The sequence below is a fragment of the Mesorhizobium sp. C395A genome, from assembly GCF_030323205.1.
Classification (GTDB): domain Bacteria; phylum Pseudomonadota; class Alphaproteobacteria; order Rhizobiales; family Rhizobiaceae; genus Mesorhizobium.
Genome location: NZ_CP100473.1, coordinates 5,398,449 through 5,410,848, shown reverse-complemented (window position 1 = coordinate 5,410,848; position 12,400 = coordinate 5,398,449). Strand labels below are relative to the sequence as shown.

13 protein-coding genes are annotated in these 12,400 nt (G+C 63.9%); 6 read left to right on the top strand and 7 right to left on the bottom strand.

Features of this window, described 5'->3' with window-relative positions; translation table 11 throughout:
• The first annotated feature begins 269 nt into the window (after nucleotides 1-269).
• The 6 genes from fdhD to NLY37_RS26315 all read left to right on the top strand — a co-directional run bounded on the left by fdhD (nucleotide 270) and on the right by NLY37_RS26315 (nucleotide 4,491).
• Nucleotides 270-1,100, top strand: coding sequence for a formate dehydrogenase accessory sulfurtransferase FdhD (fdhD, locus tag NLY37_RS26340; RefSeq protein ID WP_023731373.1), 831 nt, complete (start codon nucleotides 270-272; stop codon nucleotides 1,098-1,100).
• Nucleotides 1,090-1,404, top strand: a complete 315-nt coding sequence (locus NLY37_RS26335; RefSeq protein WP_023673423.1) for a formate dehydrogenase subunit delta — start codon at nucleotides 1,090-1,092, stop codon at nucleotides 1,402-1,404. The genes fdhD and NLY37_RS26335 overlap by 11 nt, the downstream gene beginning before the upstream one ends.
• A gap of 134 nt (nucleotides 1,405-1,538) precedes the next feature.
• A complete protein-coding gene (locus tag NLY37_RS26330; RefSeq protein ID WP_023673422.1) occupies nucleotides 1,539-3,092 on the top strand; it encodes an alpha/beta fold hydrolase in 1,554 nt (517 codons plus the stop codon).
• 110 nt (nucleotides 3,093-3,202) lie between these two features.
• The gene (locus NLY37_RS26325) at nucleotides 3,203-3,682 is read left to right on the top strand and encodes a carboxymuconolactone decarboxylase family protein (protein WP_023688798.1); all 480 of its coding nucleotides are present in this window, start codon (nucleotides 3,203-3,205) and stop codon (nucleotides 3,680-3,682) included.
• A gap of 76 nt (nucleotides 3,683-3,758) precedes the next feature.
• Nucleotides 3,759-4,121, top strand: a complete 363-nt coding sequence (locus NLY37_RS26320) for a nuclear transport factor 2 family protein (RefSeq protein WP_023688799.1) — start codon at nucleotides 3,759-3,761, stop codon at nucleotides 4,119-4,121.
• 55 nt (nucleotides 4,122-4,176) lie between these two features.
• Complete coding sequence (locus tag NLY37_RS26315; protein WP_023738143.1) at nucleotides 4,177-4,491, top strand: hypothetical protein; 315 nt, start codon at nucleotides 4,177-4,179, stop codon at nucleotides 4,489-4,491.
• 27 nt (nucleotides 4,492-4,518) lie between these two features.
• Here the strand turns inward: NLY37_RS26315 and NLY37_RS26310 are convergent, their stop codons facing one another.
• The 7 genes from NLY37_RS26310 to NLY37_RS26280 all read right to left on the bottom strand — a co-directional run bounded on the left by NLY37_RS26310 (nucleotide 4,519) and on the right by NLY37_RS26280 (nucleotide 12,381).
• Nucleotides 4,519-5,142, bottom strand: a complete 624-nt coding sequence (locus NLY37_RS26310; RefSeq protein WP_245262668.1) for a hypothetical protein — start codon at nucleotides 5,140-5,142, stop codon at nucleotides 4,519-4,521.
• Nucleotides 5,143-5,370: 228 nt separating this feature from the next.
• Nucleotides 5,371-6,798 (bottom strand): gamma-aminobutyraldehyde dehydrogenase, encoded by a 1,428-nt coding sequence (locus NLY37_RS26305; protein ID WP_023692629.1) that lies wholly within the window; start codon nucleotides 6,796-6,798, stop codon nucleotides 5,371-5,373.
• Nucleotides 6,799-6,903: 105 nt separating this feature from the next.
• Complete coding sequence (locus NLY37_RS26300) at nucleotides 6,904-7,719, bottom strand: ABC transporter permease (protein WP_023673416.1); 816 nt, start codon at nucleotides 7,717-7,719, stop codon at nucleotides 6,904-6,906.
• Complete coding sequence (locus NLY37_RS26295; protein ID WP_023743216.1) at nucleotides 7,709-8,674, bottom strand: ABC transporter permease; 966 nt, start codon at nucleotides 8,672-8,674, stop codon at nucleotides 7,709-7,711. Before NLY37_RS26295 ends, NLY37_RS26300 begins: the two co-directional genes overlap by 11 nt.
• 220 nt (nucleotides 8,675-8,894) lie before the next feature.
• Nucleotides 8,895-9,893 carry an ABC transporter ATP-binding protein gene (locus NLY37_RS26290; RefSeq protein ID WP_023692631.1) on the bottom strand — a complete coding sequence of 333 codons (999 nt, stop codon included), beginning with the start codon at nucleotides 9,891-9,893 and terminating at the stop codon, nucleotides 8,895-8,897.
• 210 nt (nucleotides 9,894-10,103) lie between these two features.
• Nucleotides 10,104-11,258, bottom strand: a complete 1,155-nt coding sequence (locus NLY37_RS26285; protein WP_023692632.1) for an ABC transporter substrate-binding protein — start codon at nucleotides 11,256-11,258, stop codon at nucleotides 10,104-10,106.
• A 211-nt stretch (nucleotides 11,259-11,469) separates the two neighbouring features.
• The gene (locus NLY37_RS26280) at nucleotides 11,470-12,381 is read right to left on the bottom strand and encodes a LysR family transcriptional regulator (RefSeq protein ID WP_023673412.1); all 912 of its coding nucleotides are present in this window, start codon (nucleotides 12,379-12,381) and stop codon (nucleotides 11,470-11,472) included.
• Between the last annotated feature and the right edge of the window lie 19 nt (nucleotides 12,382-12,400).

Sequence of the window (12,400 nt, the reverse complement as noted above, 5' to 3'; positions counted from 1 at the left end):
ATGCCGCCTGGCGCCTTTCTTCTCCCTCCGGAGGGGGGAGAGGTGGCGCCGCGAAGCGGCGACGGAGTGGGGGAAGCTGGCCCCGCAACACGCAGCCGTCGAAAGTCGCGCACAACCCAAAGAGCAGGCAAACCGGCCTATCTGGCGAGCAGTCGACCCCCACTCCGTCAAGCTTCGCTTGACACCTCTCCCCCGGTCGACGGGGGAGAGGAAAGGCGCGAGCCTCCACAGCTACTGCTAAGGACGAACAGGGCAGAGGGGCGCGCCTCGTGACCCGCAAACGCCAAGCCACCACCCAAATCTCTCGCCTTGCCCACCGCGCCAGCGGCACGACATCGGCCAACCGCATGGTGCCGGAGGAGACGCCGGTGGCGTTCTCCTTTGCCGGTACCACCCATGCGGTGATGATGGCGAGCCCGGCCGATTTCGAGGATTTCGCGCTCGGCTTCTCGCTGACCGAAGGCATCATCGCGTTGCCTGACGAGATAGAGGCGATCGAGGTCGAGGACCATGGCGCCGGGATCGATATCCAGATCCGGTTGAAGGACCAGGCCAATACGCGCTTCGAGGCGCGACGCAGGCGATTGGCCGGTCCGGTCGGCTGTGGGCTATGCGGCATCGAATCGATCGAGGAAGCGATGCGCTCGGTCGACAAGGTTGGTGCGTCCAAGCTTACGCTTGAAGCCGACGATATCACCCGTTCGGTAAAGCTTTTGTCCAAGGTGCAGCCTCTGCATTCAGAAACCGGCGCCGTGCATGCAGCGGGCTTCTACATTCCCGGCAAAGGCATCGTCATGGCGCGCGAGGATGTCGGCCGGCACAATGCGCTGGACAAACTGGCCGGCGCGCTGGCCAAGGCCGGCATTGACGGTGCATCGGGCGCGGTGGTGGTGACATCACGCGTCTCGGTGGAGATGGTGCAGAAAACGGCGGCGATCGGCTCCGCCTTCATCATCGCCGTGTCGGCGCCGACAGCGCTCGCCATCCGCACCGCTGATGAGGCCGGCATGACACTGGTAGCGCTGGTGCGCGGCGATGATTTCGATGTTTTCACCCACCCGGAACGGGTGGTCTTGGGAGTTGCCCAGCATGTCGCATAACGAAGAACACATCACGAGCACCGGGGAAAAGCTGGTGCGCATGGCCAACCAGATCGCCGCCTTCTTCCATTCAAGGCCCCGCGAGGAAGGTGTGGCGGGCGTGGCCGAGCACATCAACAAGTTCTGGGAGCCCAGGATGCGCCGGCAGTTCTTCGAGATGCTGGACAGCGGCGGCGAAGGTTTTGACGAACTCGTCGTCGTGGCCTCGGCCAGGATCAAGCGGCCGAAGACCGAGGAGCAGGCCGATGTGAGCATCGGCTACGTCCAACCCACGGGTGCAGAGAGCGCCGCTCCCCAGAAATAGCCTCCCCCAGAAATGGCGGGCGAACACGGCTCGCCGCGGGCTATATTCCTGTCTTCTAAAGTTTGGCTGCCGCATCCGCCGGGCGTCTGCTATGGTCGGCGATCAGAAATCGTCTGGCCGGGCGGGATAGCAACGTGAGGCCGATCGAGACGCGATATGCCCTTAGCGGCGACGTGCGGATCGCCTATCAGGTGGTCGGCCAGGGATCGTTCGACCTGGTTTTCGTGCCCGGCTTCATCTCCAATCTCGACCTGCATTGGGAAGACGAGGGCTACGCCAGGCTCTTGAAACGGCTCTCGGCGTTCTCGCGGCTGATCCTGTTCGACAAGCGCGGCACCGGCCTGTCCGACCGCGTCGACCCACGCCACCTGCCCAGCCTCGAAACCCGCATGGACGATGTGCGCGCGGTGATGGATGCCACCGGCAGCGGCCGCGCGGCCTTGCTCGGCGCTTCGGAAGGCGCGCCGATGGCAATGTTGTTTGCCGCCACCTATCCGGAACGGACACGAGCGCTGGCGCTCTATGGCGGTTATGCGCATTTCCACAAATGGGTGATGTCGCCGGAGCGCCTCGAGGCCTTCATCGCGACGGCCGGCACGGAATGGGGCACGGGCGCCACACTGCCCAACTTCGCTCCCGGCCGGGTAGATGATGCGCATTTCACCCAGTGGTGGGCCCGCTTCGAGCGGCTGTCGGCCAGTCCGACGGCAGCGGCAGCCCTTGCCCGGATGAATGCCGGAATCGATGTGCGCGGCGTGCTTTCGGCGATCGGCGCACCGACACTGCTCATTCATCGCCGCAACGACGCGCGGGTCGACCCGGACGCCAGCCGCTTCCTGGCGAAAGAGATCGCCAATGCGCGATTGGTCGAGGTCCCCGGGCGCGACCACCCGATCTGGACCGGCGATGTCGACCGGGTGGCCGACCTGATCGAGGAATTCCTGACCGGCGAGCGTGCCGTGGCCGAAGCGGAGCGCGTGCTTGCCGCTCTTCTGGCGACACGCATCTACGACACGGCGCGGGTTGGCGACCGCATGTGGAGCGAACGTAGCGAGCGCTTCCAGGAGAGCTGGCAGCAGCTGGTCGGCCGTCATGGCGGACGCGTCGCCGGCATCCATGGCGAATTGATGATCTCGCGCTTCGACGGGCCGGCGCGGGCCATACGCTGCGCGGCGGCACTGCGCGATGCGGCGCAACATATGGGCATTGCAAGCGCCCAGGGCGCCCATGTCGGTGAGGTCGAAATGCGCGGGCCGCCGGTGGGGCTGATGGCACGGGTGACGATGCAGATCGCCGCCCATGCCGGGCGCGGCGATATTCTGGCGTCGCGGCTGGCCGCCGATCTGGCGGCGGGGTCCGGCCTGCATTTCATCGATGCCGGGCGTGTCACGGTGGATGAGCTGGACGAGCCGCTGGCGCTGGTCCAGGCAACGTCGGAACAGCACCTGGAGCCGGCCTGCCGCCCCAAGGCGAAACCCGCCGAGCCGGCTCAACTGACGGCGCGCGAAAGCGAGGTGGTGATCCTGATCGCCGACGGCAAGAGCAATGCCGCGATCGCCGCCGAGCTGAGGCTCAGCGAGCATACGGTCAAGCGTCATGTCGCCAACATATTGCTGAAGCTCGATTTGCCGTCACGGGCGGCGGCAGCGGCATTTTCCGCCAGGCAGGCTGGCCCGGACGGGCCATAGGGACCATGGCGCTTTCGGGCGAAGCGGCCAGGTGGGGTCGAGGCGTACCAATTCTCTCCATGCAGGCCAGGCGGATGTCGCCGGGAAAGGCACTGCGGATGGAGGATGCAATGCTGAAGTCAAACAGGTCGATCAAATCGCTGGTGATAGCGGCAGGCGTTGGCGCGTTGTTCACGATCGCTCCCGCCAGAGCCGAGGATGCCTCGGCGGCCGCCGCCTACAAGGACATCGAGGCGACGCTCGGCTCAGTGCCGGACATGTTCAAGACGCTGCCCGATGTCGCGGTTGCCGGCGCCTGGGCCGAGATCAAGGGTGTGCAGCTCAACCCCAAGACCGCGCTCGACGGCAAGACCAAGGAACTGCTGGGGCTGGCCGTCGCCTCGCAGATCCCCTGCCAGTACTGCATCTATTTCCACACCGAGGCCGCCAAGCTCAATGGCGCGACCGATGAGGAGATCAAGGAGGCGATCGCGATGGCGGCCATCGTGCGCCACTGGTCGACGATGCTCAACGGCAGCCAGGTCGATTTCGCGACCTTCAAACAACAGACCGACGGCGTGTTCGCAGCCGTCAAAGCCAAGTCGCAGTGAAAGAAACTGCCGGGCGGTGCGCCGGGCATTGCTTGTGATCATTCAACCGCCCGATCAACGGGCCATGGAGGAGAAGATGCTGACCAAGACGCAGAGCGTGGACGGCGCGGCGATCAAGAAAGCGATCGAAGGACGGGACGGCAGGATGCTCGCTAGCTTCTATGCCGACGACGCACTGGTGCGGGTGATCGACCGCAACAATCCGCCGAGCAAGCCGCGCGAGATCCGCGGCCGGGCGGCGATCAGCACCTTCTGGGACGACATCTGCAGCCGGGCGATGACCCACAAGGTCGACACCACCATCGCCGATGGCGACAATCTCGCCTTCACCCAGGCCTGCGCCTATCCGGACGGAACGAAAGTGTTCTGCGCGGCGATGCTGGAGCTGAAGAATGGGCGGATCGCACGACAGACCGTCGTGCAGGCCTGGGACGAGTAGTTCCACCGCGGAAAGATCAACCGCGGTTTGGGCCGCAAAACTGGAGGAGACAAAAATGTTCAGCGCCAGATGGCAGATCGACGCCAAGTTCGGGCACAAGCAGACCGTGCTCGACCTGTTGAAGAAATGGGAACGCGAGATCGGCTCTCAGGTCGGCATTGCCGATCTCGAGTTCCAGATCATGACCGGTTCGGTCGGAGCTCGGGAAGCGACGGTCGAATCGCATCATCAGGTCGAAAGCCTTGCCCAGCTGGAGGGATTCTTCGCCAGGATCGGCAAGATCGACGCGCACGCCAAATGGGGCAAGGAGATGGAGCCCTACGTCGTTTCAGGCACCAGCCTTTGGAACATCTACCGCATCGTGGAGTAGCCGTGCAGGTGCAGCAGTTTTCGGCCATCAGTTGCGGCGGCCGAAACTCGTCCGCTGCCCGGAAAACCGCCCTTCCCTGGCCGATCCGGCAGCCGCGACACGTGCCGGCTGATTGGGCAATGTGGCCTGCTTGGCCAGGGCCGCCGCTATCAAGGCGTCGGCCTGGCGCGCGCGCTGGTCCGCGCCGGCATCTCCGGCAGGGTTGCCCGCCACGGCGGAGGTCGACATCCGCCGGCGGGGTTTGAAAGCAAGATAGAGAAGCAACGCGCCGAGCAGTCCAGCGCCAATGACGATCGTCAAACGCGTGCCGGTCATGCCGGTGCGTTCGATCTGGGTGGGGTTGGCGGGGTTCTGGACGACGGTGAGCTTGTCGCCGACCTGCGGTTCGCGGGCACCGTTCTTGTTCAGCTCCATCGTGGCCTCGACGGCGTCGGCGCCGGTGCCGACGCGCAAGGTGCCGGTGAATTTCTGGGTCACCTTCCACTCTTTGTCAGCATGAACCGTCTTGAACGCATCCACCAGTTCGCACGGGATCGTGGCGGTGCTGACGGTCTTGTAGACAATCTTGTGGGCGGTCGATTCCATGTCGCATTCGACATTGACCGCGAGGATTTCAGCAGGCGCCTCGGGCCAGCCGCTCTTCTTGATCATGTCCTTGCCGCCGAACACAGCGATCAGCAGACAGAAGCCGCCAATGAGTACCAGCTTGATCTTGGTCGTGTTCATGCGCAAACCCCTCGCCGCGCGGTTTCCCGGCAAGAGGCTGCTCGTTCAGGTTGAATATTCAGTAAATCGTGAACTCCCGCCGTACCGCAAAAGTAACTCTCGCTTAATGTACAGAAAACGGGTTGGCGAATATTTTAGAGATAGTGGCGGCCTCTACCCATGCGCCACCATCACATGACGAACGGCGGTATAATCCTCCAGCGCATAGAGAGACATGTCCTTGCCGTAGCCAGACTGCTTCAGCCCGCCATGCGGCATCTCGTTGGTCAGCATGAAATGGGTGTTGATCCAGGTGCAGCCATATTGCAGACGGGCGGCCGTCGCCATGGCGCGCGAGACGTTCTTGGTCCACACCGAGGATGCCAGGCCGTAGTCGCTGTCATTGGCCCAGTTCACGGCTTCATCGACTTCGGAGAAGCGGGTGATGGAGACGACCGGACCGAACACTTCGCGGCGCACGATCTCGTCTTCCTGCAGCGCGCCGGCAACCACCGTCGGCTGGTAATAGAAGCCGGAGCCTTCGCCCGGCTTGCCGCCGGTGGTGATCTCGATGTGCTTCAGTTCCGAAGCGCGCTCGACGAAGCTCGAGACGCGATCGCGCTGGCGGCGCGAGATCAGCGGCCCGATCTCATTTTCGGTGTCGTCGGGCTGGTTGTATTTGATGGTCGAGACGGCAGAAGAGAGATCGGCGACGAGCTTGTCGTAGATCTTCTTGCCGGCATAGATGCGGCAAGCGGCTGTACAATCCTGCCCGGCATTGTAGTAGCCGAAAGCGCGCAGGCCGTTGACCACGGCGCCGAGGTCGGCATCGTCGAAAACGATGACCGGCGCCTTGCCGCCGAGCTCCAGATGCGTGCGCTTGACCGACTTGGCGGCGGCCTGCAGCACCTTCTTGCCCGTGGCGACGTCGCCGGTGATCGAAATCATGTTGACCTTGGCGTGATTGATCAGCGTGTTGCCGACGCTGTCGCCGCGGCCGAGCACGACATTGACGACGCCCTCGGGCAGCACCTCGGCCAGGATCCTGGCCAGCTTCAGCGCCGTCAGCGGCGTCTGCTCCGACGGCTTGAAGACGACGGTGTTGCCGCCGGCAATGGCCGGCGCCAGCTTCCAGGCCATCATCATCAGTGGATAGTTCCACGGCGCGATGGAAGCGACGATGCCGATCGGGTCGCGCCGCACCATCGAGGTGTGGCCGGGCAGATATTCGCCGGCGACCACGCCCGGCATCGAACGTACCGCGCCGGCAAAGAAGCGATAGCAGTCGACGATCGCCGGGATTTCGTCATTGAGCACGGCGTTGATCGGCTTGCCGCAATTCAGCGCCTCGAGCGCCGCGAACTCCCGCGCGTTGGCCTCGATGCGGTCGGCGATCTTGAGGAGATAGCCGGAGCGCTGCGCCGGCGTTGTGCGTGACCACAAGACGAACGCTCGCTCGGCGGCAGTAACAGCCGCCTCGATCTGCGCCTGGCTGGCTTCAGGCAGGTTGAGAATGGTCGCCCCGGTCTTTGGATTCAGAATCGGCTCCTCGGTCTCGGTGCCGTTCTCGAAGCTCGAGCCGATCAGCATCTGGGTGTCCATGCAGGTTCTCCTCGGTCAGGAGCGAGTAGCGAATAGCGAGTAGCGAATAGGGCTGGTCGTGCAATCTCCCCTATTCGCTATTCGCTACTCCCTATTCGCTGTTCTTCATTTGCCCGAACCGGCGATCTGGTCGCCGTCGCGGGTCAGGTAATAGGCGGCAAGGATGGGCAGCAGCGTCACCAGCACCACGACCATGGCGACGACATTGGTGACCGGACGCTGGCGTGGGCGGATCAGCTCTTCCAGCATCCAGATCGGCACGGTCTGCTGCTGGCCGGCGGTGAAGGTGGTGACGATGACCTCGTCGAAGGACAGCGCGAAGGCGAGCATCCCCCCGGCAAGCAGAGCGGTGGCGATGTTGGGCAGCACGACGTGCCGGAAGGTCTGGAAGCCGTCGGCGCCGAGATCCATCGAGGCCTCGATCATTGAGCCGGAAGTGCGGCGGAAACGGGCGACCGCATTGTTGTAGACGACGACAACGCAGAAGGTGGCGTGGCCGAGCACGATCGTCCAGAACGAGAACGGGATGTCGGCTAGCGAGAAGGCCGAGCGCAACGCGATGCCGGTGATGATGCCGGGCAGCGCGATCGGCAGGATGACGAGCAGCGAGATCGTCTCGCGGCCGAAGAATTTCGTCCGTGACACGGCGGCGGCGCACAGCGTGCCCAGTATCAAGGCAATCGCGGTCGAGATTGCGGCGACGCGGACCGAAAGCGACAGCGCCTGCCAGACATCCGGCCGGTTCCAGGTGACGGCGAACCATTGTGTGGTCAGCCCCGGCGGCGGCCAGACGAAGCTCTTCTCTTCCGTGGTGAAGGCATAGACGAAGATCAGCAGGATCGGCAGGTGCAGGAAGAGCAGGCCGCAAGCGGCTGCGATCTTGAGGCCGAGCGGGGCGGATTGCGAACCGTCAGAGCGCATCGAAGGCCCCCATGCGCTTGGCGCCCCAGAGATAGAAACCCATGATGACGATGGGCACGACGGTGAAGGCGGCGGCGAGCGGGATGTTGCCGGCGGTGCCCTGCTGCGAATAGACGGCCTGGCCGATAAACAGCCGCGACGTGCCGATGATCTGCGGGATGATGTAGTCGCCCAGCGTCAGCGAGAAGGTGAAGATCGAGCCGGCGACGATGCCGGGCAGCGCCAGCGGGAACAGCACGTTGCGGAAGGTCTGGCCCGGCGATGCGCCGAGATCGGAGGACGCCTCGACCAGATTGCCGGGCACGCGCTCCAATGCCGCCTGCACCGGCAGGATCATGAACGGCAGCCAGACATAGACGAAGGCGATGAAGGTGCCGGTGGCGGAGACCGACAGCGAGTTGCCGCCGACGACCGGCAGCGACAGCCAGCCGTCGAGCACCCAGAGCAGATGCAATTTGGCCAGCAGCCAGGTCAGAATGCCTTCCTTGGCGAGGATCAACTTCCAGGCGTAGATTTTCACCAGATAACTCGACCACAGCGGCAGCATGATTCCGAGATAAAACAGCGCCTTCCAGCGGCCCCGGGCATAGCGCGCCGCATAATAGGCGATCGGGAAGGCCATGGCGGCGGAGGCCAGCGTGACCAGCACCGCCATCGTCACCGTGCGCAGGATGATGTCGAGATTGGCGGGCTGGAACAGGTCGCCATAGGTCTTCAGCGTGAACTCATGGTTGATGAGGCCGGAAAATTCGTCGATCGAGAAGAAACTCTGTGCCAAGAGCGCGAACAGCGAACCGATATAGACGACGCCGAGCCACAGCACCGGCGGCGCCAACATGAGGAACAGCAGCAGTTGCGGCTTGCGCCAGAACAGGTCGGACAGCGCACCGCGCACGCCGCCGCTGCCGGGCAGGATGGCGGGGGCGGAGGTTGAGTTGAGCGCGGCGATGGTCATGGGGAGACCGCGTGCTGAAGGAACCCTGAGAAGCCGGGTTCCTTCACACCCCCCTCTGTCCTGCCGGACATCTCCCCCTCAAGGGGGGAGATCAGCAGTTTCGCTGCCTCGCCAAATCCCCAACGTTGAAGATTGGCGAAACCGGGAGGAATAGCCAATCTCCCCGCTTGAGGGGGAGATGTCCGGCAGGACAGAGGGGGGTGCTTGGCGCAAACCTCAATCATGCCGGCTCGTCCATCAAATGCAAATGCTCGCGGTTGAACGTCAGCACCACCGCTTCGCCTTCCGCCGGCAGCTTTGTCCCGGCCGGCACGATGGCGTGCAGCCTCAAGCCGTCGGCGTCGAGCGCCAGCCTGGTCGTGGCGCCGAGATAGTTGGTTCCGACCAGGCGCGCGGCAACCCCTTCGCCTTTCGCAATGCTGCCGATGCGGATCGATTCGGGGCGCAGGCTGCCCCAGCGGTCCTGGCCGGAATAACGCTGGACGAAATCCGGCGGCAACACATTGGAGGAGCCGACGAAATCGGCGACGAAGCGTGTCCTGGGCCGCTGGTAGATGTCTTCCGGCGTGCCGATCTGCATGATCTTGCCGTCATTGAAGACGGCAACGCGGTCGGCCATCGACAGCGCTTCGCCCTGATCATGGGTGACGAAGACGAAGGTGATGCCGAGCGCCTTCTGCAGCGACTTCAGCTCTTCCTGCATGTTCTCGCGCAGCTTGAGGTCGAGCGCGCCGAGCGGCTCGTCGAGCAAAAGCACCTTGGGCTGGTTGACCAGCGCACGGGCCAGCGCGACGCGCTGGCGTTGGCCGCCGGAGAGCTGGCCGGGACGGCGGGCGCCATAGCCGGGAAGCCGCACCAGTGACAATGCCTCTTCCGCCGCCTTCTGCCGCTGCGGCTTGGCGATGCCCTTGACCATCAGCCCGTAGGCGACATTGTCCAGCACGTTCAAATGCGGGAACAGCGCGTAGTCCTGGAACACCGTGTTGACGTTGCGGCGATAGGGCGGCACGCCCTCGGCGCGGTCGCCGAAGATCGAGATCGAGCCCGATGTCGGCTGCTCGAAGCCGGCGATGAGGCGCAGGCAGGTAGTCTTGCCGGACCCCGACGGACCAAGCATGGCGAAGAACTCGCCCGGCACGATGTCGAGATCGACCGCATCGACGGCGCGCACGCTGCCGAAATGGCGAGAGACTTTCTGGAAGGAAACGGCCGAGGTCATGGGCTGTCCTGATCTGTTGCCGGTTTGTGGTTCGTCGAAATAGCTCTTGCCGCCACCAATCAGGCCAGCGGGCACGGCACTTCACCTCCCCCTCGATGGGGAGGTCGCGGCGAAGCCGCGGGTGGGGGTGACTAGCACCGGACGTCAGCGCTGCCCCCACCCCGACGCTGCGCGTCGACCCTCCCCACAAGGGGGTGGGTTAAAGGGAGCTCAACGCCCGCCGATGACGCCGATATAGTCGGACACCCAGCGGTAGTAAGGCACGCACTGGTCGTTCTGGGTTGCGCACTTGGAGACCGGGGTCTTCCAGAACTTGATCTTGTCGAAGTTCTCGTAGCCGTTGGTCTTGCAGCCTTCCTCGCCGAGCAGCTCGTTGCCCTTGCAGGCAGCGGGCACCACGGGGAGCGAGCCGAACCAGGCCGAGACATCGCCCTGGACCTTGGGCGACAGCGAATGCTCAAGCCACATATAGGCGCAGTTGGGATGCGCGGCGTCGGCCTCCATCATGGTGGTGTCGGCCCAGCCGGTGACGCCTTCTTCCGGCACGGTCGAGGCGACCGGCTTCTTGGCGGCAACCAGCGTGTTGACCTGGTAAGGCCACGAACCGGAAGCGACGACGCCTTCGTTCTGGAAATCGTCGACCTGGATGGCGGCGTCATGCCAGTAGCGGCCGACCAGCGTCCGCTGAACACGCAGCAGCTCGAGCGCTGCCTTGTACTGGTCTTCGTTCAATTCGTACGGGTCCTTAATGCCGAGTTCCGGCTTGTGGAACATCAAATAGTTGGCGGCGTCGGCGATGTGGATCGGGCCGTCATAGGCCTGGACGCGGCCCTTGTTGGACTTGCCGTCCGGCAGGTTCATTTCCTCGAAGACGACGTTCCAGCTCTTGGGCGCTTCCTTGAAGACATCGGTGTTGTACATCAGGATGTTCGGGCCCCACTGATAGGGAACGCCGTAATGCACCTTGTCGACGGTGAACCAGGGCGCATCCTTCAGACGGTCGTCTACCGCCTTCCAGCTCGGGATGAGATCGGTGTTGATCGGCTGCACGCGCTTGCCGGCAACGAGGCGCAGCGATGCGTCACCCGAAGCGGTGACTAGATCGAACCCACCCTCATTCATCAGCGAGACCATCTCGTCGGAGGTGTTCGCGGTCTTGACGTTGACCTTGCAGCCGCTCTCCTTCTCGAAGGAGGTCACCCAGTCATAGCCCTTGTCGGTTTCGCCGCGCTCGATGTACCCCGGCCAGGCAACGATGCTGACCTCCCCTTCGCCCTTGCCAAGTTCCTTGACCTGGGCGACGGCCTGACCGGAAAAGGTCAGCGCGACCGTCAAGGCGGTGCACGTCTTCAGGAATGAATTCATCGTCAATCTCCCATTTTGGCGCCTGACTGCGAAGCGAGTCGCCGCCGCGGTCAGCCGCAGGCTGAAAAGCGTCAGTTCATCCGATGGCACGTTGCCGCTCTGATGGCGGCTTTCGTCCCTGACATGAAAAGTGCTCGGAAAATTCCGGTTTCGCAAATTCATTTATCAGAAACGCGATATCGGTTTTTCCGATAGATAACCACGCACCCTATCAACGCTGCTGGCGTACCATACGCTGCGACTGGGCAAGGCCGATGAAGTCGCGCGACGCCTGCGGCAGACCGGAGCCGCGGCGCCAGACCATGCCGACCTGGACGACCGGCAGGGAACCCGAAATGTCGCGCGATTCGATGCGGTCGCCTTCCAGCGACCACGGCCGGTAGACTAGGTCGGGCAGCAACGCCACGCCCGCACCTGTGGCGACGAGGCTGCGAACGGCTTCGACCGAGCGGGTGCGAAAGGCGACATGCGGCCTGGCGCCGATCGCCGCCAGAAGCTTGCCGGTGTTCTCCTCGATCTCGTCGACGGTCAGCATGATCAGCGGCTCGCCGGCAATGTCGCCTATGCCGATAATGTCGGCGCTGGCCAGCTTGTGGCCGAGCGGGACCCACAGCCGGTAGGCCGAGACTTCGAGGATTTCCGACTGCAGAGCGGTGCGGTCGCGCAAATTGGAGGTGACCATGACGGCAATGTCGAGCTTGCCGCCGATCAGCAGATGTTCGAGATAGTCGCCATTGTCCTCGATGGCCGAGACATCGACGCCGGGATAGGCGCGGCGGTAGCGCGCCAGCAGATCGGACAGCACATAGCCCGCGACCAGCGAGGTGACGCCGAGCTGCAGCCGCCCGCCGGCCACCACCTGGTCGTCGGAAAAAGCGCGGCGCGCGTCGGAGACGTCGGCCAGGATCTTGGTCGCATGGCGCAGGAACTGGTGGCCTTTGTGGGTAATGTTGAGGCCACGCGGATGGCGCTCGAACAATTCGACGCCGAGATCGCTCTCCAGCTCCTTGATCGCCTCGGTGACCGAGGATTGCGAGATGGAGAGGTTTTGTGCGGCGCCCGACACCGTGCCTTGCTCGGCGACGGCAATGAAGAACTGCAGCTGGCGGATGGTGAAAGCCATGGCCGGACTAAACACCGGC